Annotated in this window: 25 protein-coding genes; 4 read left to right on the forward strand and 21 right to left on the reverse strand. The window is 48.6% G+C overall.

Features of this window, described 5'->3' with window-relative positions:
• Nucleotides 1-137: 137 nt before the first annotated feature.
• The 11 genes from NYE37_RS08905 to NYE37_RS08955 all read right to left on the reverse strand — a co-directional run bounded on the left by NYE37_RS08905 (nucleotide 138) and on the right by NYE37_RS08955 (nucleotide 8,757).
• Nucleotides 138-956 (reverse strand): purine-nucleoside phosphorylase, encoded by an 819-nt coding sequence (locus NYE37_RS08905; RefSeq protein ID WP_370526884.1) that lies wholly within the window; start codon nucleotides 954-956, stop codon nucleotides 138-140.
• A 23-nt stretch (nucleotides 957-979) separates the two neighbouring features.
• Complete coding sequence (gene deoB / locus NYE37_RS08910) at nucleotides 980-2,161, reverse strand: phosphopentomutase (protein WP_049719971.1); 1,182 nt, start codon at nucleotides 2,159-2,161, stop codon at nucleotides 980-982.
• A gap of 66 nt (nucleotides 2,162-2,227) precedes the next feature.
• Nucleotides 2,228-2,509, reverse strand: a complete 282-nt coding sequence (locus NYE37_RS08915) for a DUF4227 family protein (RefSeq protein WP_082240766.1) — start codon at nucleotides 2,507-2,509, stop codon at nucleotides 2,228-2,230.
• A gap of 49 nt (nucleotides 2,510-2,558) precedes the next feature.
• A complete protein-coding gene (gene ald / locus NYE37_RS08920; protein WP_049719970.1) occupies nucleotides 2,559-3,680 on the reverse strand; it encodes an alanine dehydrogenase in 1,122 nt (373 codons plus the stop codon).
• A gap of 92 nt (nucleotides 3,681-3,772) precedes the next feature.
• Complete coding sequence (gene fur / locus NYE37_RS08925; RefSeq protein ID WP_037997491.1) at nucleotides 3,773-4,252, reverse strand: ferric iron uptake transcriptional regulator; 480 nt, start codon at nucleotides 4,250-4,252, stop codon at nucleotides 3,773-3,775.
• Between the two features lie 97 nt (nucleotides 4,253-4,349).
• Nucleotides 4,350-5,012, reverse strand: a complete 663-nt coding sequence (gene spoIIM, locus NYE37_RS08930; protein ID WP_198050614.1) for a stage II sporulation protein M — start codon at nucleotides 5,010-5,012, stop codon at nucleotides 4,350-4,352.
• A 90-nt stretch (nucleotides 5,013-5,102) separates the two neighbouring features.
• Nucleotides 5,103-5,558 carry a hypothetical protein gene (locus NYE37_RS08935; protein ID WP_198050613.1) on the reverse strand — a complete coding sequence of 152 codons (456 nt, stop codon included), beginning with the start codon at nucleotides 5,556-5,558 and terminating at the stop codon, nucleotides 5,103-5,105.
• Between the two features lie 158 nt (nucleotides 5,559-5,716).
• Nucleotides 5,717-6,892 (reverse strand): endonuclease Q family protein, encoded by a 1,176-nt coding sequence (locus NYE37_RS08940; RefSeq protein ID WP_340711929.1) that lies wholly within the window; start codon nucleotides 6,890-6,892, stop codon nucleotides 5,717-5,719.
• Nucleotides 6,885-7,436 carry an NUDIX hydrolase gene (locus NYE37_RS08945; protein WP_049719966.1) on the reverse strand — a complete coding sequence of 184 codons (552 nt, stop codon included), beginning with the start codon at nucleotides 7,434-7,436 and terminating at the stop codon, nucleotides 6,885-6,887. The genes NYE37_RS08940 and NYE37_RS08945 overlap by 8 nt, the downstream gene beginning before the upstream one ends.
• Before the next feature lie 120 nt (nucleotides 7,437-7,556).
• Nucleotides 7,557-8,447, reverse strand: coding sequence for a manganese catalase family protein (locus NYE37_RS08950; RefSeq protein ID WP_049719965.1), 891 nt, complete (start codon nucleotides 8,445-8,447; stop codon nucleotides 7,557-7,559).
• 55 nt (nucleotides 8,448-8,502) lie between these two features.
• Nucleotides 8,503-8,757: a DUF2642 domain-containing protein gene (locus tag NYE37_RS08955; protein WP_231855173.1), complete on the reverse strand. Its 255-nt coding sequence runs from the start codon at nucleotides 8,755-8,757 to the stop codon at nucleotides 8,503-8,505.
• A gap of 278 nt (nucleotides 8,758-9,035) precedes the next feature.
• Between NYE37_RS08955 and NYE37_RS08960 the strand changes: the two genes are divergently transcribed.
• From NYE37_RS08960 to NYE37_RS08970, 3 genes are read left to right on the forward strand one after another with little or no spacing between them, the layout of a single operon-like run.
• Nucleotides 9,036-9,191, forward strand: coding sequence for a Z-ring formation inhibitor MciZ (locus NYE37_RS08960; RefSeq protein ID WP_131470937.1), 156 nt, complete (start codon nucleotides 9,036-9,038; stop codon nucleotides 9,189-9,191).
• Nucleotides 9,192-9,236: 45 nt separating this feature from the next.
• Nucleotides 9,237-10,106, forward strand: coding sequence for a fructosamine kinase family protein (locus NYE37_RS08965; protein ID WP_198050612.1), 870 nt, complete (start codon nucleotides 9,237-9,239; stop codon nucleotides 10,104-10,106).
• Nucleotides 10,107-10,138: 32 nt separating this feature from the next.
• Complete coding sequence (locus NYE37_RS08970) at nucleotides 10,139-10,984, forward strand: EcsC family protein (RefSeq protein WP_049719962.1); 846 nt, start codon at nucleotides 10,139-10,141, stop codon at nucleotides 10,982-10,984.
• Nucleotides 10,985-11,092: 108 nt separating this feature from the next.
• Here the strand turns inward: NYE37_RS08970 and NYE37_RS08975 are convergent, their stop codons facing one another.
• The 5 genes from NYE37_RS08975 to NYE37_RS08995 form a co-directional block, all read right to left on the reverse strand.
• Entirely contained in the window at nucleotides 11,093-12,232 is a 1,140-nt protein-coding gene (locus NYE37_RS08975) for a M20/M25/M40 family metallo-hydrolase (RefSeq protein WP_049719961.1), read from the reverse strand.
• A gap of 248 nt (nucleotides 12,233-12,480) precedes the next feature.
• On the reverse strand, nucleotides 12,481-14,022 hold the full coding sequence (locus tag NYE37_RS08980) for an acyl-CoA carboxylase subunit beta (protein ID WP_340712052.1): 1,542 nt from the start codon (nucleotides 14,020-14,022) through the stop codon (nucleotides 12,481-12,483).
• Between the two features lie 12 nt (nucleotides 14,023-14,034).
• Nucleotides 14,035-14,460, reverse strand: coding sequence for a methylmalonyl-CoA epimerase (gene mce, locus NYE37_RS08985; RefSeq protein ID WP_049719960.1), 426 nt, complete (start codon nucleotides 14,458-14,460; stop codon nucleotides 14,035-14,037).
• Nucleotides 14,453-14,869 (reverse strand): cobalamin B12-binding domain-containing protein, encoded by a 417-nt coding sequence (locus NYE37_RS08990; protein ID WP_197052016.1) that lies wholly within the window; start codon nucleotides 14,867-14,869, stop codon nucleotides 14,453-14,455. Before NYE37_RS08990 ends, mce begins: the two co-directional genes overlap by 8 nt.
• Nucleotides 14,870-14,885: 16 nt before the next feature.
• Nucleotides 14,886-16,526: an acyl-CoA mutase large subunit family protein gene (locus NYE37_RS08995; protein ID WP_037997464.1), complete on the reverse strand. Its 1,641-nt coding sequence runs from the start codon at nucleotides 16,524-16,526 to the stop codon at nucleotides 14,886-14,888.
• A gap of 316 nt (nucleotides 16,527-16,842) precedes the next feature.
• On the opposite strand from NYE37_RS08995, the gene NYE37_RS09000 reads away from it, so the two are divergent.
• The gene (locus NYE37_RS09000) at nucleotides 16,843-17,019 is read left to right on the forward strand and encodes a hypothetical protein (RefSeq protein ID WP_156097763.1); all 177 of its coding nucleotides are present in this window, start codon (nucleotides 16,843-16,845) and stop codon (nucleotides 17,017-17,019) included.
• Between the two features lie 97 nt (nucleotides 17,020-17,116).
• On the opposite strand, the gene NYE37_RS09005 is transcribed toward NYE37_RS09000, so the two are convergent.
• From NYE37_RS09005 to buk, 5 genes are read right to left on the reverse strand one after another with little or no spacing between them, the layout of a single operon-like run.
• Nucleotides 17,117-18,415, reverse strand: a complete 1,299-nt coding sequence (locus NYE37_RS09005) for a dihydrolipoamide acetyltransferase family protein (RefSeq protein ID WP_049719959.1) — start codon at nucleotides 18,413-18,415, stop codon at nucleotides 17,117-17,119.
• A 24-nt stretch (nucleotides 18,416-18,439) separates the two neighbouring features.
• The gene (locus NYE37_RS09010; protein WP_037997460.1) at nucleotides 18,440-19,426 is read right to left on the reverse strand and encodes an alpha-ketoacid dehydrogenase subunit beta; all 987 of its coding nucleotides are present in this window, start codon (nucleotides 19,424-19,426) and stop codon (nucleotides 18,440-18,442) included.
• Nucleotides 19,427-19,446: 20 nt separating this feature from the next.
• On the reverse strand, nucleotides 19,447-20,436 hold the full coding sequence (locus tag NYE37_RS09015; RefSeq protein WP_037997459.1) for a thiamine pyrophosphate-dependent dehydrogenase E1 component subunit alpha: 990 nt from the start codon (nucleotides 20,434-20,436) through the stop codon (nucleotides 19,447-19,449).
• Between the two features lie 18 nt (nucleotides 20,437-20,454).
• On the reverse strand, nucleotides 20,455-21,882 hold the full coding sequence (gene lpdA / locus NYE37_RS09020; protein ID WP_049719958.1) for a dihydrolipoyl dehydrogenase: 1,428 nt from the start codon (nucleotides 21,880-21,882) through the stop codon (nucleotides 20,455-20,457).
• Nucleotides 21,875-22,987, reverse strand: a complete 1,113-nt coding sequence (gene buk / locus NYE37_RS09025) for a butyrate kinase (RefSeq protein WP_049720041.1) — start codon at nucleotides 22,985-22,987, stop codon at nucleotides 21,875-21,877. Before buk ends, lpdA begins: the two co-directional genes overlap by 8 nt.
• Between the last annotated feature and the right edge of the window lie 11 nt (nucleotides 22,988-22,998).

Consider the following 22,998-nt stretch of genomic DNA (forward strand, 5'->3'; position numbering starts at 1 on the left):
AAACATAAAAACACATCTATTATTATAAATTATGTTAATTTTTTTTCAACATGGATGTACTCTGTTTATCCCAAAAAACACCATAAAAAAGAAGATGGAACCATGAAAAATCATGGTTCCATCTTCTTCCCTTCCGATTAATCCAACTGTTGCAAAATCCCTTTCACCAGTTTGATAAATTTCCCTTTGACACGGTTACCGGTTTCGATCACTTCTTCATGCGAAAGCGGTTGCGGCAAAATGCCCGCCGCCATGTTTGAAATGCAAGAAATCCCCAATACCCGGATTCCCGCATGCCGGGCCGCAATCACTTCCGGCACCGTCGACATGCCGACCGCATCTCCGCCCAGCGTCCGGATCATGCGGATTTCGGCCGGCGTTTCATAAGACGGGCCCAACACACCGGCATAGACGCCTTCCTGCAGGGAGAAACCCTGTTCCTTCGCAACCTGATGGGCCAACTTGCGCAATTCTTCATCATAAGCAACCGACATATCCGGGAAACGGTCCCCGAGTTCCGGATCATTCGGACCGACCAAAGGATTCCGGAACATCAGATTAATGTGGTCGCGAATCACCATCAAGTCCCCCGGTTCATAAGACTGGTTGACTCCTCCGGCCGCGTTGGTGACCAAAATCGTTTCCACTCCCAGTTCTTTCATCATACGGATGGGGAACACCACCGATGACGGGTCATGTCCTTCATACAAATGGAATCGTCCGGCCATGACCATCACATTTTTATTCTCCAATTTCCCGGAAATCAGCTTTCCTGCATGCCCTTCCACCGTGGAAACCGGGAAATGCGGGATATCTTGATAACGGCTGGTGACCGGCTCCTGAATTTCTTCGGCCAACACGCCCAGTCCGGACCCCAAAATCAATCCGACTTGCGGTTTATCCTTCATTTGTCCGCGAATCGACTCTGCGGCTTCTTTGATTTGTTCTTTCGTCACACTCACGGTTTCAACCACTCCTTTTATTTCAATTCTTTCAGAAAGCTTTTTCCGATTTTCGGCATGGTCACATCAAAGTTTTCTGCAATAGTGGCTCCCACGTCTGCAAAACATTCCCGCACACCCAACGATTGTCCGGGCTTGACCAAACGTTTCCCATACACCCAAAGCGGCGTGTATTCCCGGGTGTGATCGGTTCCATGATGGGTTGGATCGTTTCCGTGGTCGGCGGTGATGATCAATAAATCATCTTCTTGGAGAGATGCCAAAATCTCCGGCACCCGCGCATCAAACTCTTCCAACGCTTGTTGATATCCTTCCGGATCCCGGCGATGGCCGTATTTGGCATCAAAGTCCACCAAATTCACAAACGCCAGTCCGTGAAAATCCTCTTTCATGATATTGAGGAACTGATCCACGCCATCCATATTGGATTTGGTCTTCAGGGAATATGTAATTCCTTCACCGGCATAAATATCGGAAATCTTCCCAATGGAGATCACATCTTTGCCCGCTTCTTTCAAATGATTCAACACGGTTTTTTCCGGCGGTTTGACCGAATAATCCCTGCGGTTGGCCGTACGGGTGAAATTTCCGGGTTGTCCCACAAACGGCCGGGCAATCACGCGAATGACGGAATATTTTTCATCCAGGGTCAATTCACGGGCGATTTCACAAATCCGGTACAATTCCTCCAGTGGCACCACTTCCTCATGGGCGGCAATCTGAAACACGCTATCGGCGGAAGTATAGACAATCAATGCACCGGTTTTCATGTGCTCTTCGCCCAATTCTTTGATGATTTCCGTTCCGGAAGCCGGTTTGTTCCCGATCACTTTGCGTCCGGTTCTTTCCTCAAACGCTTGAATCAATTCCGTGGGAAATCCGTCCGGATAGGTTTTAAAGGGCTTGTCCGTATAAATCCCCATAAACTCCCAGTGTCCGGTGGTTGTATCTTTTCCTCTGGAGATCTCCTTCATTTTTCCGTACCAGGCCTCGGGTTCCGCGACCGGCTCAATCCCTTTCAAGGCTTCGATATTTCCCAACCCGAGGCTTTGCATATTCGGCATTTTGAGCCCGTCTCCATATTCGGCAATATGCCCCAGCGTATGCGCACCTTCATCATTAAATTCACCGGCATCCGGCAAAGCCCCGATTCCGACACTGTCTAATACAATCAAGGCGACACGTTTAAAACGATTCATCTCTTCATCTCCTTCCGATTCCCATTATAATCCATGAGAAAAAAAAAGAACGGTGGGCGTTCTTTTTCATTCCCCCATCCAGTAAAACAAAAGCAACCGTTCTTTCATTTCTTTCAGCGTGGATGAGGATTCATGAGTATCTATATTTTGTGCAATCACTTTCACCGCTCCGCCGGAAGGCTCTTCATACAGAAAGTCCGGTTGGAAATAAGGAGCCAGGATCATGAAAAGCTGATACAGCAAAAGCGTAAATAAGGTAAATAATAACAAAAATTTCACCCACTGTTTCACCTTACGCAAAGAAATTACCATAAAAGATCGTCCCTTTTCAAACATTTTTATAAACATTATGTGAAAGACAATCTTTTATGACATCATCCGGGAGTGAAACATCCCTTTATCCCATCACCTCATCAAGCGGCGTATAAGGCAAATCGAGGCTTTCCGCCACGGCTTTGTAGGTCACGTGCCCGTGGATCACGTTGACTCCTTTGGCTAGCGCCTTATTCTCTTTTACGGCCTGCTCCAAACCTTTATCGGCAATCTCTTTGGCATACGGCATGGTGACATTGGTTAAAGCCATGGTGGAAGTCCGGGGAACCGCACCGGGGATATTGGGAACGGCATAGTGCACCACCCCGTATTTCTCATAGACGGGATTACTGTGTGTGGTAATCCGGTCGACCGTTTCGATGGATCCCCCCTGGTCCACCGCCACGTCGACAATCACGGATCCTTCTTTCATCGTTTGGACCATCTCTTCCGTGACCAGCTTGGGTGCCCGCCGTCCCGGAATCAGAACCGCCCCGATTAATAAATCCGCCTGTTTGACGGCTTCGGCAATATGGAACCGGTTCGACATCAACGTTTGAATCCGTTGTCCGGCAAACAAATCATCCAGCTGTCTGAGCCGCTCCGCATTGATATCGAGGATCGTCACATTGGCCCCCATGCCCAAGGCCATTTTGGCGGCTTGGGTTCCGACCGTTCCGCCTCCGATAATCACCACATTGCCAGGGGCCACACCGGGCACTCCGCCCAATAACACGCCTGCACCGCTTTGCGGTTTTTCCAAAAAGCGTGCTCCGATTTGCACGGACATCCGGCCGGCCACTTCACTCATCGGGGTTAAAAGCGGCAGGGACCCGTTATCCAATTGCACCGTTTCATAGGCAACGGCGGAAACTTTTTGATCCATCAGCGCCTTTGTCAATTCCGGCTCCGGCGCAAGATGCAAATAAGTAAATAAGATCAAATCCTCGCGAAAATATTGGAACTCCTCTTTCAACGGCTCTTTTACTTTTAAAATCATATCCGCTTTGCCCCACACATCGGCCGCGGAAGGAAGAATATGGGCGCCATGCTCCAAAAATTCTTCATCCTTGAATCCGCTTCCCTCGCCGGCACCGGACTCCACCATGACTTCGTGCCCGGCTTGCACCAAAAGGTCGACACCAGCGGGTGTGATGGCGACACGATTCTCATTGTTTTTGATCTCCTTGGGAATTCCGACTTTCAATATTCAACACCCTCCTTTGGTTTGAGCTTCCATTTATAGGATGGAATATATATCGGATTTTAAACATAAAAAACGTGAGATCTGAAGAGATCTCACGTCACTTTGGATCCTACCAGTTTTTTTAAATTGGATACTTTTCCTTTACAACGATGGCAAATTCCATGGAATGTCAACCGATGATCCACAATCTGAAAATCAAAATCTTTCTCCACCTGTTCCTCAATCGGGCCTAGCAAATCCTCCGTAATTTCATCGACTGTACCACAATGGAGACAGATGAGGTGATGGTGGTGATGTTCCGCCCCTTCAGCCCGAAATTCATACCGTGTTACACCATCTCCGAAATTCAACTTATGGATAATCTGCAATTCGCTTAAAAGCTCCAGCGTCCGATACACGGTTGCCAACCCGATTTCCGGAGCTTTTTCCTTCACCAACAGGTAGACATCCTCCGCGCTCAAATGATCTTCCTCATTTTCCAAAAGCACACGGACCGTCGCTTCCCGTTGGGGGGTCAATTTATAGTTATGGGCGGATAATTGTTGTTTAATTTGATTCACCCGATCTTCCAATAACGACACCCCCCTGTCTGTCTTACACCATTATATTTGACCAAAGCAGAGGAGTCAATCCAATCGAGAAATATTATCAAATAATAATTGTTATAAATTATGGATTTTGACTCACAGTGATGTCGGTTGGCACAACCTCTTTCATCATCACCGGGGAAACATAAGCTTCAAAGGCGGAAGAAACCAGCATAACCACCGCCATGCCCGTCACCAACAGCGAAAAGGAGACAAAATGCGGATAAATGGCTCCACGATGATGAATCAAACGATTCTTAATCAGGGTGATGGAAAAACGGATGCCGGCCATGGTGATGATAATCATCGACGGGATGATCAGCAAATTTTGCGGCACAATGGAAACAATCGCAAACCACAGCCCCTGCCAGGACAATTTTGAAAAAAGAAACCCCACCGTAAACCCGATGACCAGGCCTTTTAAGAACAAGAGAACCAACAAAACAGGAATCCCGATGACCGACAAGCCCAAAATCCACATCAAACCGATCGTTTTCAAATGGCCTCCCAATGAATGTTGGAAAGCAACCCCCGGCTCGGCAATGGTCTCGTCTTTTAACCCCTGAAAAAAATACCCCAGATAATGAAGCAACCCTTCTTTTTGAGACGGATCCAAGGAGTTGACCAAAACGGCGCCAAAAATCACTCCCATCATAAACAGGGTCGTGACGAAAATATATAACGACTTTTGACTCTGAAAATGGGACCTCAGTGTATGCTCAAAGGGACCCGGTCTTCTTTTCATACTTTCCGCCTCCTTTGTCCATCACTATGAAACTATGACGGACAAAGCCAAAATATACGAAAAGATTCTATAGATTTGCCTGCTTCCGGTTCATTCGCCCGGATCCCGGTTCCGCTCCGGCAACACCTCGTCCCCCCACCAGCTTTCAATCACCCAGCCGTCTTTGGAACCGCCAGCCGCCTCGGGATGGGTCCGGGTAGCTTTGAATCCCAGGATTCCCCGTACGGGGCCGATCCAGAACAAAACCGCCAGGCCAAAAATGATCAGCGTCATTCCAATCTCCCAAACCGGATCCCCGCCAAAAGACGGATAAATCAGAAATCGATAAATAAATATACAGATCAAACCATAGTAAAGGATAAAAAAGACAGCCCAAATCCCTTTGAAGCAAGCGATGAAAACCGATAATTTTTTGTTGCGGAGAAGGAAAATCAATCCTTTGAACAAGATTAAAAGAATCACACATACAAGAACCCATGACCCGCTCACTTTCAGCAACTTCTGAGACCAATCCAAATAAGCCATTCCCATCACTCCAAATTTCACCTCTGGTGTTTTCCCAATCCCTTCTTCACCTTTCATCGCTCAAACTTAACCGGTACAGATGTTAAATCCATTATACTACGTTCTTCTTTCTTGTTCCCGGAATGGATCATCTTTTAAGAAAAGGCGGGTATAAAAAAAGCCGGCCACAATTCATGTGGTCAGCTTGGTTTCACCCGTCCGTATATGCCTCCCCCGCCTTCTTCGAAAGCCAGTTTTTGTTCCCGGGCCATGAGAATGTGACGGGCGATGTGGCTTCCCGCCACGCTTTCAAGCGCTTCGACCGGAACTTCATGAAGAATGTTCATTTCAGTGCCAAATGCGTCCAGCAGTTTTTCCATAGTACTTTTCCCCAGTTTCGGGATAAATTCCAATGGAACTTGATATTGGTACGGAGGACGAAATGACGGATGGCGGCAAGATTGGTCACTGATTTCCAAAATCCGGTCCAAAACACCTTTGACTCTCTTTTTGCTTCCGCAATGCAAACAAACCGGCGTTTCTTCATGAGGCCAGAGCTCACCGCATTTTAAACACCGGGTCCGGTAATATTTACCCAATCGCGGATTCAACCCGTAGTTTTTAAGGATTTTTCGGCCGTCCGCCCCGTTCAACGCCTTGCGGAATTCTTCAAAACTGGCTTCTTTCACCAAAAGCTTGTTGTACTCCCGTCCGATTTTCGGCAGGGAGTGCGCATCCGAATTCGTTAAAAACGGAAATGCATTCAACTCCGAAATCCGGTCCGCCAATTCCGAGTCGGAGCTCAGCCCCAATTCGACCGCAGCCACTTTCTTCAAATCAAAAAGCTGCCCCATGGAGTCGACGGCACTGCCATAAACACTTTTAAACGGCGTAAAAATGTGGGCGGGAATCAACAACCCGTCCAGCTCTTCCACTTTTTCCTGCAACTTTGAAACCGGCTGATAAAGCCTTTGGGTACTCAACTGTACATTTTTCATCGACTTTTTCAGCCAAGCAGTCAATTGCTGCACCTTCTCCAAAGTTTTTACAAACACCAGCACATGAGCCGGGCCCGTGTCCGGTTCCCGGATCTCAATTTCGGCTCCGAGCAAACAGGTCGTCTCTTTGTAAACGATTCCCCCGTCCGGATGCTCCCGGAACCATCCGGATCGAAGCCCGTCGAGAATATCCTCCTGCACCGGCGGAGACTGGCTGTCAATCACGCCGATCATGCCGAGCCCCTTGCGATGGTGTGCCTCTTTGACGATGTTTTCAAAGGTCATGTTTCTGGCCGCGGTAATCTTTACCGGATGATTGCGACTGGTTCTCCCGATATGAATATGAAAATCGGCATAAAGGGTCTTCAGTTCACTCATCGCCGGCTTCCACCCGGTTTTTCCAAAAATAAACGGCAAAAATCGTTTTGGCGTCACAGATTTCTCCGGTTTCAATCCGTTTGAAACATTCTTCCATGGTCAGCTCGACCAGCTCCACAAATTCGTCTTCATCCGGATTGCGGGTTCCTTTTTCCAGACCGGTCGCCCAGTACAAATGGATTTTCTCATCGGCAAAACCGGGGGAGGTGTAAAACGAGACCACTTCTTCCAAACGGCCGGGCTGATAACCGGTTTCTTCTTCCAACTCCCGCCGGGCACTGTCCCTCGGATCTTCGCCTTTTTCCAGTTTTCCCGCCGGAATTTCCAAAATCGTTTTTTCCAACGCTTTGCGGAATTGCCGTACAAGCACGAGCTTGTCTTCTTCATTGAGCGCCATGACCGCCACGGCCCCCGGGTGTGTCACAATTTCACGTTTGGAGACGTTTCCGTTGGGAAGCAGGACATCATCCACTTGTAAATCAATCACTTTTCCGGTGAATATTTTTTGGGTGGCAATCGTTTTCTCTTCCAGATTTTTTTTCATTGCTCGTCACTCCTGTTTGCGATATCCCCTCCATTATAACGCAGTGAACCGCGTGTACCAGAAAACGTATCAAAAAAAGAAAACAGCCCAACCCTGTGCCGGACTGTGGCTGTGAGCCGTTTACATATAAAATTTCAATTTTTTTAACACCCACTCATAATGATCCTTGTCAATGCCCGGGGCAAACTCTTCCGGTTTTTTCTCCAAATCGGGCATGGGGGCTCCTTTGGGAGCTCCGACCACCACACGGAGCGGTGCACCCGTTTCCGGGTTTTTCCCTCTCCAGATTCTGTCGATGTCGCGGTAGTCATGTTCACTCCAAGTGTAAAGAATGTTATCCAGTCCTTGTTCGATGTATTTTCTGGCATAATCAAATTTGGAGTTGTCAAGACTCGGAATGGGAAGCATGCGGGTGACATCAACACCGGTCAGGATTTCCAGCGCCTTGGCATAGGCAACGATATGCACGCCTCCCCGCACCAAAAGATAACCGATCATTTCCCGGGCCACCGGCGCGTCAGTCATTTCATAAACCCTCATTTTATGGGTGCGGGCACCGATCTCCAGGAAAAAGTTGTGCAGGAAATCTTCAATTAAATTGCCGCTGTTAAACACATAAGTTCCGTTCCATGGATTGCCCATCGAATCGGCAGGAAGCGCGGTCTGGGCCGTTGCGATAAAGTAATAGGTATTTCGGGCATCCAACCCGTTTCTTAATGGTGTGGTGTCCGGATCCCCCGGACGGGTGATGCCGGTGGACAATAAATTGATGGCTGCACTGACAAGTTCCACATGACCGAATTCCTCTGCCGTGATGCTGGCAACCAGATCGTAAAAGGGTTTCAATTTTTTTTTGGCACGAAAATTGAAGGATTGGAACATATAGTTGTTTAAGGTGGACATTTCTCCGAAACGTCCGCCGAGCAATTCCTGAACAGCCGCCGCCGCATTGGCATCCCCGTGTTCGGGGACGGGTAATTCAATAGCCAGACGATTATAACGTTTAAACATCCTTTCCCCTCCCTTGGTTATGCATCAAAAACCGGATCAAATTCAGGTCATGCCATCAACAAGGAAGCGGAGAAGTCATCCGTTGTCTCTTGCTTTTTGTAACCGGCACGACCCAAAGGATTTGTTGCATGCGAATAAAAAAAGGAGCCCCGCCGGATTGAACCACGACATGATCACTCTGAACGTGTGTGAGCCTTCCCGTTACACTCCCGCGGATCGTTTGCACGGAAACCTTCCGGCCCATGAGCGGATACAGACTGGATTGGAAGGTGGCATCATACATGCTCCCACAGGGTGACCAAGGGTGCATTGAAATCCCTCCTTATGATCTGAGGAAATTTCCTCTTGATAACAACACGAAGAAGCAACCGTTCCTTTGAAACCCATTCAGCAAACTTGGCTTATAACAGAAAAAGAACCTCCATAAATGTATATATGCACCCGGATTCGCAATATAAATTGTCCTATCAAATTACATGTTTTTTCCGTCAATGTGTTTGCAAATCTCCGGTAACGTCGGCGGATGTATAAGTTCACTTGCACTGACGTAAAAAAGAATTAAACACTTTGTTACCGGAGGCGTGCAATATGGAATTCAAAACCGGTCCGCACGGCATTCGCCTGACGGGAACCGCCGGGCAAATCCGTTCTTATTTAAAGAAAATGGCTGTCCATCCTTTAACGGTCAAGCAATATCTTGAAAAATGCCATCCCCAACATCCCTATTTAGTCAAAATGAAATAATTGTTAAAATAAATCCGGATACTTTTTGCACAGGAGGATCCGGACATGAAAACCATCCTTCAAACAGCACTCCGCCAACTTTTGGATGAAAAGGATCCCCCCGAAATTCACCCGGTCTCCGGCGGAAGCATCAATCAAACCTTCCGGATCAACACAACCAAGCGATCTTATTTTGCCAAAATCAACCGTCCGGTTCCGGAAACCTTTTTCCAAAAAGAAGTCAACGGATTAAACGCGATTAAACAGACAAACACCTTATCCGTTCCTGACGTTTACGGAACCTTTTATGAAAAAGAAACCCAAACCGCCCTGCTTCTGTTGGAATGGATTGAAGGAACGGAAACCAAAACGACCATTCCACAACTTGGCAGAGGATTGGCCCGCCTTCATCAGGTTCGCGGACAAGCCTTCGGATTTCATGAGGACAATCTGATCGGAACCCTTCCGCAACGAAATGCCTGGATGACCGACTGGCGCTCCTTTTATCGGGATCAACGCTTAAAAGTTCAATATGAATTGGGGATTGACCGCCAAACGATCACCGGAAAGCGAAGAAAAAAACTGGAAGCGCTGATAAATCAACTGGAACGTTGGATTCCCGGGCAAGTACAACCTTCATTGATCCATGGTGATTTATGGGGAGGCAATTGGATCACCGGCCCGGGTGGCTCTCCGTGTTTGATTGATCCGGCCGTCTTCTTTGCCCATCATGAGCTGGAAATCGCGTTTACGGAATTGTTCGGGGGATTTCCTGCGCCTTTTTATGATTCCTATCAAGAAGTTTACCCGGTTTCTCCATCCTATCCGGAGCGGAAACCACTCTATCAATTGTATTATTTATTGGTTCACTTGAATGTCTTTGGTGAATCCTACGGCCGTTCGGTGGACCGCATTTTAAACCGGTACGTCGGGTGACTTCCTGTTGTGAAAAGAGGGGATCTGTCTAAATGAAACGTTTTTCACAGGACAGCAAGGAATTTTTGTTAAGCGAATGGGAAAGGATCAGCCAATGGGAAAAAGATCAAAAAGATTTGTGGTTTTGGGAAAAAATCGGACGGCTCCCTTTTGCGCTTTTGGATAAAATCACGCCTCAGGCCGTCCATAACGTGCTGGGGAAGTTTTTTGATGAATTGGGAAGCTATATCCAAACCGGCGGTGAGTATTTGATTCAGGAACGCCAAACCATTTCGGTCATCGCCAGGAAAGCGGGGATTCCCGGTCCATCCCTTTCGCCGGAAGAAATCGGGCAACTTCCGTTATCCCTGTTAAACGAAGTTGCCGAAACAGCCATGCAAAAACACAAGCAACTCGCCACCATGCAAGGGGCCACCACCGGATTCGGCGGAATTTTCACCTTGGCCATAGACATCCCCGCCTTGCTCGGCATTTCGCTTCACGCCTTGCAAGAAATGGCCATTATCTATGGATATCAGCCCAAAGAAAAATCAGAGCGAATCTTCATTGTCAAATGTTTGCAATTTGCTTCCGCCGACTATGTCGGCAAACAATCCATTCTCAAGCAGCTGGCAGAAACCGGTTCCGAAAAAAACCAACGGGAAGCCATCTCCGAATTTCAGGGATGGCGGGAAGTGATTGCAACGTACCGTGATCATTTCGGCTGGAAAAAACTCTTTCAAATCGTGCCGGTCATCGGCATTCTCTTCGGAGCCTTCATCAACCGCTCCACGGTCGAAGAAGTGGCGGAAGCCGGCATGATGTTATACCGCAAACGGCGGATCATGGATAAATTAAAAAAACTGGATCCAAACTTCCGGGCCGACATGCCATCCTGATTTTTCACGGCCGGGTCACCGGAAATGAATGCATAGTTTCCGAAGAAAAACCGCAAACTGATGTATGTGTCTCAAAAAAGAAAGAACCCCCGGCCGGGGTTCTTATGACTACAGACTTTGCGGCACCGGAACTTTGGCACACTCTTCTACCAATGCCACAACCAATTCGGCTGCTTTGATCAATTCCTGAACCGGCATCCGTTCACTGGTTGTATGGATGTTTTCATAACCGATTCCCAGATTTACTGTCGGAATGTTGTATCCGGCGATGACATTGGCATCACTTCCTCCGCCGCTCACATCCAATTTCGGTTTGCGGCCGACCCGTTCCACCGCCGCCATGGCTTTTTGCACGACCAAATCTTTCTCGGTGAATTTAAATGAGGGATAAAGCACGTTCGTTTCGACTTCGGCACGGGCCCCGAGCTCGTCTGCCGCTTCTTTAAATGCCTGAACCATATGCTTTACTTGTGCTTTTAATTTGATTTCATTACGGCTGCGGGCTTCAGCAATGATCTCCACTTTTTCCGGAACCACATTGCTGGCCGTCCCGCCGTGAAATGAACCGATATTGGTGGTGGTTTCACTGTCGATCCGGCCCAGGCGCATTTTGGAAATAGCCCGGCTGGCCACCTGGATGGCGCTGATTCCGTCTTCCGGATTCACCCCGGCGTGAGCCGCTTTCCCGTAAATCGTCGCTATGATTTTCACTTGGGACGGGGCGGAAGTGATAATTTCGCCCACCGGCCCGTTGGAATCCAAGGCAAAACCGAAATCGGCATCCACCAGACTCAAGTCTAAATGGCGCGAACCGATTAATCCCGATTCTTCGCCGGCGGTGATGATAAATTGAATTTTTCCGTGCGGGATTTTTTGTTCCTTCATCAAGCGGATTCCTTCCATCAACGCTGCCAGTCCCGCTTTGTCATCGCTTCCCAAAATCGTCGTTCCATCCGATTGGATATAACCATCTTTTATGACGGGCCGGATGCCTTTTCCGGGTGCGACGGTATCCATGTGACAGGTAAAGTAGATTTTCGGTACATCTTCCAACGTTCCGCCTAACGTCGCCACGATATTTCCGGCACCGTGTCCGGTTTTTTCACTGGAACGATCCTCTTTCACATCAAAACCGAGGTTTGTCAACTTCTCCTTCAATAAATCACAAATGACCCGTTCATCCCCTGTTTCGCTATCCGTTGTGACAAGTTCGATGAATTCATCAATCAGCCGTTGTTGGTTAACCAATGGTAATCCTTCCTCCATTCGATGCAAAAAATTTTTCTTATTGTAACACCATTATTTAGAATTGGATAACAAAAATTGGTACAAGCTCCATTTTTCATACCATATTTTATCATACCACTTTCTTATTTTTTTCACCTCCTTATTCCCCTATCATCCCCTTTATCCATTTTTTTCATCCGGATCAAAAATATTGCCCCAAGGAAAAAGTGGAAACCCTTTTGGATTCCCACTTTTCGCATCCTTTTCCCTTACAGCGGAATATTCCCGTGCTTTTTGGCCGGGCGGCTTTCTTTTTTGTTTTCCAGCATCTTTAAAGCTTGTTTTAATTTCTGTCTGGTTTCCCGCGGATCGATGACATCATCCACCATGCCGTGGCTGGCCGCGATATAAGGATTGGAAAACTTTTCTTTGTATTCCCGGATTTTTTCCTTCCGGGTTTGTTCCGGATTTTCGCTCTCTTGGATCGTTCGGGAAAAAATAATGTTGGCCGCTCCTTCCGCACCCATGACGGCAATTTCCGCACTCGGCCAAGCAAATACCAGATCCGCGCCGATCGCCTTGCTGTTTAAGGCAACATAAGCCCCTCCGAAAGCTTTGCGCAAAATGACCGTGATTTTGGGGACGGTCGCTTCGGAATAAGCGTATAAAATTTTGGCTCCATGCCGGATAATCCCGCGATGCTCCTGGTTGACCCCCGGGAAAAAGCCGGTCACATCCTCAAAGGTGATGATGGGGATGTTGAAGCTGTCGCAAAAACGGATAAACCGGCTTAACTTATCCGATGAATCGATATCCAGACTGCCTGCCATCACTTTGGGCTGATTTGCGGCAATTCCCACCGTCCGGCCGGCAATCCGGCCGAAACCGACCACCAGGTTGCGCGCGAACGATTCATGGACTTCCATAAAATCCCCGTCATCGACGATGTATTCAATCACTTTCCGGACATCATACACTTTGGTCTCTTCCACCGGGACGATTTCCGCCAGTTCTTCAATCCAGTCATCCTCATCCCGGTACGGAACCACGGGCGGTTTTTCCCGGTAGCTTTGCGGGAGAAACTGCATGAGGCGCCGGACCTGCTCCAAAACCTCCGGCTCGCTCGGCGCGGTAAAATGGGCATTTCCGCTCACACCGGCATGCACTTTTGCCCCGCCCAGTGCTTCCGAACTGATTTTTTCTCTGGTGACGGCTTCAATCACTTTTGGTCCGGTGATAAACATTTGGCTGGTTTTTTCCACCATAAAGACAAAATCAGTGATGGCCGGCGAGTACACGGCCCCTCCGGCGCAAGGACCCATAATGACCGAAATCTGGGGAATCACTCCGGAGTAAATGGAATTGCGATAAAAAATATGGCCGTATCCATCCAGCGAAACCACGCCTTCTTGAATCCGTGCCCCTCCCGAGTCATTCAAGCCGATGACCGGAGCCCCGTTTTTGGCGGCCAAATCCATCAAGCGGGCAATTTTAAGTGCATGCATTTCGCCCAATGCCCCGCCAAACACGGTGAAATCCTGGGCAAAGACATAAACGTCCCGGCCGTGGATTTTTCCGTAACCGGTCACCACCCCCTCCCCCGGAGCTTCTTTTTGATCCATGCCGAAATGCACCGCCCGATGTTCCACAAACGTGTTCAACTCGACAAAACTGTCATCATCCAGCAGCAAATCAATCCGTTCGCGAGCCGTTAATTTCCCCTTGTCATGTTGGGCCCGGATCCTTTTTTCCCCGCCGCCCATTTCAGCTTTGCGGCGCTTTTCATAAAGCTGGTCAATCTTTTGGTACATATTCATGGTGATTTACTCCTCTCTTTCACGAGGTTCACAAAGCTCGTATAATACACCGCCGGTTACTTTCGGATGCAAAAAAGAGATATTCATTTGATGGGCTCCGGGTTTCGGCTGTTCATAAATCAACCGGATCCCTTTCTCTTTTAATTCCGACAGCCGCTGCTTTAAATCACTGACCTCCAGGGCGATGTGATGAATCCCTTCCCCTTTCTTTTGCAAATATTTGCAAATCGCACTGTTCTCAGACAATGGTTCCAATAATTCAATCCTACTTTCTCCGATCTTAAAAAAAGCCACGCGAACCTGCTCGCTGTCCACCACTTCTTCCCCTTCGTATTCCAACCCGAAAACATCCCGGTACAAAGGAACGGCTTCCTTAAGACTGCGAACGGCAATTCCGATGTGGCTGATTTTTTTGGGTTTTCCCTCATTCATGCTGCTGACGCTCCTTTCCGGCAACCAAATTCCGTATATAATCAGCCGTCTGTTTCGTCGGGGTTCCCGGCGTAAACACTTCGGCAATGCCTTGCTGTTTCAAAAACTCCACATCTTTTTGCGGGATCACCCCGCCTGCAATCACCGGAATATCTTCAGCGCCTTGTTCTTTTAACAGGCGCACCACTTCGGGAAACAATTCATTATGAGCCCCCGACAAACAAGACAAGCCGACCACATCCACATCTTCTTGAATCGCTTGGGCAACAATCTGCTCCGGCGTTTGGCGCAAACCGGTATAAATCACTTCCATCCCTTCGTCTCTCAACGCTTGTGCAATAATAAGCGCCCCCCGGTCATGGCCGTCTAACCCGGGTTTTGCGATCAACACACGGATCGTCCGTTTCATTTCGATTTCCCCCTTTTTATCCCGCTCGATATTCACCAAAAACTTCCCGTAACACTTGACAAATCTCGCCGATCGTACAATAAGCTTTGACGGCATTCAGAATATGAGGCATCAGGTTTTCCGTCCCTTGCGCCGCTTTTTTCAAGCGCTTTAACTTTTCCTCCACTTCCGTTGCGTTCCGGTTGGCTTTCAATTCCCTTAATTGTTCCACTTGTTGTTTGGCAATGGCCGGATCCACCCGCAACAATTGCGGTTCGGTCTCTTGTTCCAAACGGTAACGGTTCACACCAACCACCACTTGTTTGCCGGATTCGATTTCTCTTTGGATGGCCAGCGCAGCCCGATGGATTTCTTGCTGCATGTACCCTTCCTCCACGGCGCGGACCGCCCCGCCCATTTCGTCAATTTTTTCAATATAGCGCCAGGCTTCTTTTTCGATTTGGTCAGTTAACGCTTCGATATAATACGATCCTCCGAGCGGATCAACCGTATCGGCAACACCGCTTTCATGCGCAATGATCTGCTGCGTCCGCAAGGCAATTCTTGCCGACTCTTCCGTGGGCAGGGCCAATGCTTCATCCCGGGAGTTGGTGTGTAAACTTTGAGTTCCGCCCAAAACCGCCGCCAAAGCTTGCAAAGTCACCCGCACGATGTTGTTGTCCGGTTGTTGGGCCGTCAGCGTGGATCCCCCTGTTTGCGTATGGAAACGCAATTGTAACGAGCGCTCGTTCGACGCGTTGAAACGCTCTTTCATGATTTTGGCCCAAATGCGCCGGGCTGCACGGAATTTGGCGATTTCCTCAAAAAAGTGGTTATGCGCATTGAAAAAAAAGGACAAACGGGGTGCAAACCGATCCACTTCCAAACCCGCTTCCAGTGCGGCTTCCACATAAGCGATGCCGTCGGACAAAGTGAATGCGATCTCCTGAACCGCGGTGGAACCGGCCTCCCGTATGTGGTATCCGCTGATGCTGATGGTGTTCCATTTGGGAACATGTTCCGCACAATACCGGAACACATCCGTAATCAAGCGCATGGACGGCTTCGGTGGGAAGATATAAGTTCCACGGGCAATATATTCTTTCAAAATATCATTTTGAATGGTTCCTCTCAGTTTTTCGGAAGGCACTCCTTGTTTTTCCGCAACGGCAATATACATCGCCAGCAACACACTGGCCGGTGCATTGATGGTCATGGAAGTGCTGACCTGATCCAACGGGATGCCTGCAAACAACCTTTCCATGTCTTTCAGAGAGTCAATGGCCACCCCGACTTTCCCCACTTCCCCCTGCGACATGGCATCATCCGAATCATAGCCAATCTGGGTGGGAAGGTCGAAAGCGACACTGAGTCCGGTTTGTCCCTGTTCCAACAGATAACGAAACCGTTTGTTGGTTTCCCCGGCTGATCCGAAACCGGCATATTGCCGCATAGTCCAAAGCCGGCTGCGATACATGGAGGGATAAATCCCGCGTGTATAAGGATACTCTCCCGGCAATCCCGGGTTTTCCGGTACATCCGCTTCTGTATAGAGGCGTTTCACTTCAATCTCCGAAGATGTATGAAACGTCTCTTTTCTTTCCGGCGTTTTTTGGAGGAGCCGATTGGTTTTTTCTTCCCAAATTTTCAATTTTTCTTGCTCGGATGATTTATTCATTATTGACAGTCTCCTCTCAAGATATGATAAAACGCTTTCACTTCTTAATATAACAAATATTTATCATCTTTGAATGATTTTTTACGATCGGAAAGAACATGGACATTGGTGACAATGTTGGTTACAATGTAACCTGAGGTAAATTATTTTACAATCGGCCTGGGTTCAAGCCATGGTTTACTTCATTGTTACGCTGGTTGCAACTTCCACTTGCACCGGTATGTTTTATTCTGATTTCCATATAATAACGGTTAATGAATCATTCACAGGTTTATACTGAAAACGACTGGAGTTTGAGAAAGTAGGTGGAATGACGATGGATTACTTTATGGTACCGCTTTTGGTCATCATCAGTATTCTTGCCGTACGCGGAGCATGGTACAACAAAAAAACCGGGAACAAACCCGGTTTTGTGATCGGTGGCATCTTTACATTGGGAGTCGTCGGAGTGACATTGCTTGCTTTGTATGATTTCTTTATCGGACTCCAATAAAAGCGGTAACAAGGTTTTCATCGGCCCTGGTGAGAACCTTGTTTTTTTGTTCCATCAAAAAAAGGCACCCGAAAATGGGTGCCTTTTTTGGTCAACGTCAAATTTGCGTGTCGGGGCCATAGGATTCCAAGCGTTCTTTGACGCGATTCAAGAAACGTCCTGCCACCAGGCCGTCGAGAATCCGATGGTCGAGGGACAAGCAAATGTTCATCATGTCCCGGACGGCAATCATGTTGTTATAGATCACCGGTCGCTTCACGATTGCTTCAAAGGACAGGATGGCTGCCTGCGGCGCATTGATGATGGGTTGCGATTGGATCGAACCGAAAGAACCGGTATTGTTCACCGTAAACGTTCCGCCCTGCATGTCGGCCAGTTCCAATTTTCCATTCCGTGTTTTTTCGGCCAAGTTCTGCACGGCTTTAGCCAGTCCCAAAATGCTTTTTTCATCCGCATCATGGATCACCGGTACATACAAGGCATCATCGGTGGCCGTGGCCATCGAAATATTGATGCGTTTCTTCAAGATGATTTTGTCGTCCGCCCAAACCGAATTGAGGATCGGATACTCTTTGAGCGCATCCACAACCGCCTTGATGAAGAAAGGCATAAAGGTCAACTTGACCCCTTCGCGTTTTTGGAAGTCATGTTTGATACGGTTGCGCAATTCCACAAGTCCCGTTACATCCACTTCCATCATGGTCCAGGCATGGGGAGCTTCATGCTTGCTTTGCACCATGCGGTTGGCAATGGTACGGCGCACGCTGGACACAGGAATCTCGGTGTCGCCATTTTCCAGTACAATGCCGGAACCGGATCCCGGTTTGGCAGCGGGTTTGTCTGCCGCGGCTTTGGGTTCGGCCGCTTTTTCCGCAGCCGCCGTGTGAGACGGTTGAGCCGGAGCAGCGGCCCGACCGGTACCTTCTTCAATCGCTTTGAGTACATCTTTCCGGGTGATCCGTCCCCCTTTTCCGGTTCCGGTCAATTGCGTCAAATCGATGTTATTTTCCTGAGCCAGGCGCATGACGGCCGGAGAATAACGGTGTTTGTTGGAATCATCTTTTTGTGCGGCCGGTTTTTGTTCCGGTGCTTTTGCTTCTTCCCGGGCGGGAGCGGAAGCTTCTTCTTTTGCCGGTTCTTCTGTTCCGCCTTCTTCTCCTGCCACTTCGATGCGGCAAATGAGTTGCCCGACTTCAACGGTTTCGCCTTCTTCAGCAATGATTTCCGCCATTTTTCCTTCATAAGTTGACGGAACTTCGGCATTCACTTTGTCTGTGGACACTTCACAAATCGGTTCATATTTGGCTACAGGATCTCCTGGTTTTTTCAGCCATTTTGCAATGGTGCCTTCGGTTACACTTTCCCCGAGCTGAGGCATTAAAATATCGGTCGCCATTTTGGGAAGAACCTCCTCATCTGGTTAGAATTCTGCTAATTCGCGAATGGCATTTGCGATTTTTTCCGGATTCAACATAAACTCTTTTTCAAGCGGCGGGCTGTACGGCATGGCAGGTACATCCGGACCGCAAAGACGTTTGATGGGGGCATCCAATTCAAACAAGGCTTCTTCGGCAATGACCGCAGAAACTTCCCCGGCAAATCCTCCTGTTTTATTATCCTCATGAATCACGATCACTTTTCCCGTCTTTTTCACTGCATCGAGAACCGCTTCTTTATCCAGCGGTACCAATGTGCGCAAATCCAGCACATGGGTGCTGATTCCTTCTTCTTTTTCCAATTTTTCAGCAGCCTGCAAAGCGTAGTGAACCATCAGACCGTAGGTAATCACGGTGACGTCGGATCCTTCCCGCTTCACTTCCGCCTTTCCGATCGGAACGGTATAATCCTCTTCCGGAACTTCTCCTTTAATCAACCGATAACAACGTTTGTGCTCAAAGAACAACACCGGGTCGTCATCGCGGATCGCCGATTTTAATAATCCTTTGACATCATAAGGAGTGGATGGCATCACAATTTTCAATCCGGGAACACCGGTGAACAGCTTTTCCACGCTTTGTGAATGGTACAACGCTCCGTGAACGCCTCCGCCGTACGGTGCACGAATCACCATGGGCACATGCCAGGTGCCGTTGGAGCGATAACGAATCCGTGCCGCTTCACTGACAATTTGGTTATACGCCGGCATGATGAAATCAGCAAATTGGATTTCAGCCACCGGACGCATCCCGTAAGCCGCTGCACCAATACCGACTCCGACAATCGCAGATTCCGTCAGGGGTGTATCCAGCACCCGGTCCGGCCCAAACTGTTCATACAGGCCGTCGGTTGCCCGGAAAACACCGCCGCGCACCCCCACATCTTCTCCAAGCACGAAAACACGTGAATCACGTTCCATTTCTTCCTTCAGTGCTTGTGTCACCGCATCAATATATGAAATGACCGGCATATTCATTCCCTCCTGCTCGATTAGGCATATACATGATCATGAATGGTTTCAGGTTCCGGATAAGGTGCTTTTTCCGCATAATCCGTGGCATCATTGACTTCTTTGGCGATTTGATCCTGAATTTCTTTTTCTTTCTCCTCGGTCAACACACCTTGATCCATCAAGTAATTTTTAAAGACGACCAATGAGTCTTTTTTCTTTGCTTCTTCCACTTCTTCCCGTGCCCGGTAAGTACGGTCATCATCATCACTGGAGTGCGGAACCAAACGGTAGGAAACGGCTTCGATCAAGGTCGGACCTTCTCCCTTCCGGCCACGTTCGGCTGCTTCTTTGACCGCTTTGTAAACTTCAAGTGGATTGTTTCCGTCGACTTTGATGCCGGGGAATCCGTATCCCTCTGCCCGTTTCCATACTTCGCCCCCGGCCACTTGCTTGGAGAGCGGCACGGAAATGGCATATTTATTGTTTTCCACCATAAAGATCACAGGCAGTTTATGAACCCCCGCAAAGTTGCATGCCTCATGCCAATCCCCCTGGTTGCTGGAACCTTCCCCGCAAGTGGTGAGTACCACATGATCTTTGTTTTCCAGTTTACCGGCATAAGCGATTCCCACCGCATGAAGCACCTGGGTCGTCACAGGGCTGGAACCGGTTAAAATGCGGAAACGGTGATCTCCATAGTGTCCGGGCATCTGGCGTCCGCCGCTGTTTGGATCTTCTGCTTTGGCAAAGGCAGACAGCATTTGGTCTCTGGCGGTTTGCCCAAATACCAGCATCATGCCCAAATCACGGTAATAAGGGCAGAGCCAGTCTTTTTCGCGATCCAATGCAAACGTAGCCCCCACCTGGATGGCTTCCTGACCTTGACAAGAGATCACGAAGGGAATTTTACCGGCCCGATTCAAAAGCCACATGCGCTCATCCACTTTGCGCGCCAAAAGCATGTAACGGTACATATCCAACACTTGGTCATCGCTTAATCCCAATTCCCGATGGTTCAATTCGCTCATCAAAAAACGCCCCTTTCGTTAACCATGGATCGGTTTTCCGTCGACAGCCATCGCTGCTTCGGCATAAACCTCGGATAATGTCGGATGCGGGTGAATGGTATGGGCAATTTCCCAAGCCGTTGCATCCAATACTTTCGCCAACCCGGCTTCCGAAATCATATCGGTTGCATGGGGACCGATGATATGCACACCCAGCAAGTCATCGGTTTTCTTGTCAGAAATGATTTTTATGAATCCGTCCATTTCTCCGAATACCAATGATTTTCCGACGGCCCGGAACGGAAACTTGCCGACTTTGACTTCATAGCCTTTCTCTTTGGCCTGCGCCTCTGTCAAACCGATGCTTCCCACTTCCGGACGGCTGTATGTGCATCGCGGAATGGTGAGCGGATCAATCGGATAAACTTCTTTGCCGGCCATGTGTTCCACTGCCAAAATTCCTTCATGCGAAGCCACATGAGCCAATTGATATCCGCCGATGACATCACCGATGGCGTAAATGTGGCTTTCTTCCGTCTGCATGAATTCATTGACTTGAATCACACCTTTTTCCACTTTGATCGAGGTGTTTTGCAAGCCAATGTCATCGATGTTGGCTTCACGCCCGACGGATACAAGGGTGCGGTCGGCCTCCAGTGTTGTCACTTCCCCGCCTTTTTCCACCTGCATGGTCACTTTTCCACCCTGAGCAGTGACAGTTTCCGGCAGCACTTTGGCACCGGTCAGGATTTTTACTTTTCTCTTCTTCAAAAGACGGGCCATCTCCTTACTGACATCCTCATCTTCCAAAGGCAAAATCCGGTCCATATACTCCACAATGGTGACATCCACACCAAAGTCGCTGAGCATGGAAGCCCACTCAACACCGATAACGCCGCCTCCGATGATAATCATGGATTTCGGAAGCTCTTCCATTTGCAAGGCATGATCCGAGTTCATGACAAATTGACCGTCGACTTCAAGCCCCGGCAATGTTCTGGGCCTGGAACCCGTTGCAATCAACACGTTTTTGGGAACCAGCATCGTCGGTTCTTCACTGCTGTCCGCGTGCTCAACGGAAATGGTTCCGGGCATCGGCGAGAAAATGGACGGGCCCAAAATGCGGCCGGTTCCGTAATAAACATCCACTTTATTTTTCTTGAGAAGTCCCTCGACTCCTTTATGCAAGGTATCGACCACTTTTTGTTTTCTTTTTTGCACCCGGTCAAATTCCAGATTGACATCCCCGACGAAAATTCCAAATTCTTCGCTGTTTTTCATATTTTGGTAAAGCTCAGCGCTTCTCAACAAAGTTTTGGTCGGGATGCATCCTTTATTTAAGCAGACGCCTCCCAAGCGTTCCTTTTCGACAACAGCCACTTTCATTCCCAGTTGGGCGGCACGGGCGGCGGCGACATAACCGCCGGGCCCGGCCCCCAATACGACGAGATCATAGTTCTCAGCCATGGACTACCTCGACTCCTTTTTCTATCGGTGGATAATGCTTGGCCTCTTCTTCGCCGCGAACCACACGCAACGTTCCTTCGACCAATGCTTGCAATTCATTTTCTCCAGGGACCACATGCACAGGGGCAATCCAATCCACACGATCTTGGATCATTTTGGTGAAAGATTTCCCGTAGGCCAGACCGCCCGTCAAAATGATGGCATCCACTTGTCCGTTTAACACCGTGGAATAAGCTCCGATTTCTTTGGACACTTGATAAGCCATCGCTTCATAAATCAAAGCTGCCTTTTCATCCCCGTTTTCAATCATCTTTTCTACTTCGCGGGCATCCGTCGTTCCCAGATAACCCATGAGTCCGCCTTTCCCGACAACCATGCGCATAATTTCACTGGCAAAGTATTTGCCGGAAAAACAGAGTGAAATCAAATCGCCAACCGGCACCGTCCCCGCACGTTCGGGCGAAAACGGTCCTTCTCCGTTCAATCCGTTGTTGACATCAATCACCCGGCCTTCCAGATGCGCGCCCACGGTGATGCCGCCTCCCATATGCACAACTATGAAACGGCTTTTTTCATAGGTCATCCCCAATTTTTGGGCAACGCGCCGGGCCACTGCTTTTTGGTTCAAAGCATGGAAAATGCTTCTCCGCTTAATTTCAGGAATCCCGGAAATCCGTGCAACCGGTTGCAATTCATCCACCACCACCGGGTCCACGATGAATGCCGGAATATTCAATTGATCCGCAATTTCTTGGGCAATGATGGCACCCAGGTTGGAAGCATGCGTGCCATATTCCGCTGAACGCAGATCAGCAATCATTTCTTCATTCACTTTGTAAGTTCCGCCCGGAATCGGTCTCAACAACCCTCCGCGTGCGACCACGGCGTCCAGTTTGTTCAAGTTGATCCCTTCGCGATCCAAGGTGTCCAGAATCACTTGTTTGCGAAACGGATATTGGTCAAACATGTCTTTAAACTTTGCTATTTCATTTGGATCATGGCGCAATGTTTCTTCCAAAATCGGTTTTTCGTCCGCAAACACACCGATTTTCGTCGAAGTTGATCCAGGGTTAATTGCCAGAACCCGAATCGGCTCCACCTTCAACACTCCATTCT

It is taken from the genome of Thermoactinomyces sp. FSL K6-2592, assembly GCF_038006465.1.
Classification (GTDB): Bacteria; Bacillota; Bacilli; order Thermoactinomycetales; family Thermoactinomycetaceae; genus Thermoactinomyces; species Thermoactinomyces vulgaris.

Excerpts from the sequence above, each read along its gene's own strand:
- deoB (WP_049719971.1), bottom strand. The coding sequence starts at position 2,161 with ATGAATCGTTTTAAACGTGTCGCCTTGATTGTATTAGACAGTGTCGGA.
- NYE37_RS08915 (WP_082240766.1), bottom strand. The coding sequence starts at position 2,509 with ATGTTTATAAAAATGTTTGAAAAGGGACGATCTTTTATGGTAATTTCT.
- spoIIM (WP_198050614.1), bottom strand. The coding sequence starts at position 5,012 with ATGAAAAGAAGACCGGGTCCCTTTGAGCATACACTGAGGTCCCATTTT.
- NYE37_RS08940 (WP_340711929.1), bottom strand. The coding sequence starts at position 6,892 with ATGAGTGAACTGAAGACCCTTTATGCCGATTTTCATATTCATATCGGG.
- NYE37_RS08945 (WP_049719966.1), bottom strand. The coding sequence starts at position 7,436 with ATGAAAAAAAATCTGGAAGAGAAAACGATTGCCACCCAAAAAATATTC.
- NYE37_RS08950 (WP_049719965.1), bottom strand. The coding sequence starts at position 8,447 with ATGTTTAAACGTTATAATCGTCTGGCTATTGAATTACCCGTCCCCGAA.
- NYE37_RS08955 (WP_231855173.1), bottom strand. The coding sequence starts at position 8,757 with ATGCACCCTTGGTCACCCTGTGGGAGCATGTATGATGCCACCTTCCAA.
- NYE37_RS08960 (WP_131470937.1), top strand. The coding sequence starts at position 9,036 with ATGGAATTCAAAACCGGTCCGCACGGCATTCGCCTGACGGGAACCGCC.
- NYE37_RS08965 (WP_198050612.1), top strand. The coding sequence starts at position 9,237 with ATGAAAACCATCCTTCAAACAGCACTCCGCCAACTTTTGGATGAAAAG.
- NYE37_RS08970 (WP_049719962.1), top strand. The coding sequence starts at position 10,139 with ATGAAACGTTTTTCACAGGACAGCAAGGAATTTTTGTTAAGCGAATGG.
- NYE37_RS08980 (WP_340712052.1), bottom strand. The coding sequence starts at position 14,022 with ATGTACCAAAAGATTGACCAGCTTTATGAAAAGCGCCGCAAAGCTGAA.
- mce (WP_049719960.1), bottom strand. The coding sequence starts at position 14,460 with ATGAATGAGGGAAAACCCAAAAAAATCAGCCACATCGGAATTGCCGTT.
- NYE37_RS08990 (WP_197052016.1), bottom strand. The coding sequence starts at position 14,869 with ATGAAACGGACGATCCGTGTGTTGATCGCAAAACCCGGGTTAGACGGC.
- NYE37_RS08995 (WP_037997464.1), bottom strand. The coding sequence starts at position 16,526 with ATGAATAAATCATCCGAGCAAGAAAAATTGAAAATTTGGGAAGAAAAA.
- NYE37_RS09000 (WP_156097763.1), top strand. The coding sequence starts at position 16,843 with ATGGATTACTTTATGGTACCGCTTTTGGTCATCATCAGTATTCTTGCC.
- NYE37_RS09005 (WP_049719959.1), bottom strand. The coding sequence starts at position 18,415 with ATGGCGACCGATATTTTAATGCCTCAGCTCGGGGAAAGTGTAACCGAA.
- NYE37_RS09010 (WP_037997460.1), bottom strand. The coding sequence starts at position 19,426 with ATGCCGGTCATTTCATATATTGATGCGGTGACACAAGCACTGAAGGAA.
- NYE37_RS09015 (WP_037997459.1), bottom strand. The coding sequence starts at position 20,436 with ATGAGCGAATTGAACCATCGGGAATTGGGATTAAGCGATGACCAAGTG.
- lpdA (WP_049719958.1), bottom strand. The coding sequence starts at position 21,882 with ATGGCTGAGAACTATGATCTCGTCGTATTGGGGGCCGGGCCCGGCGGT.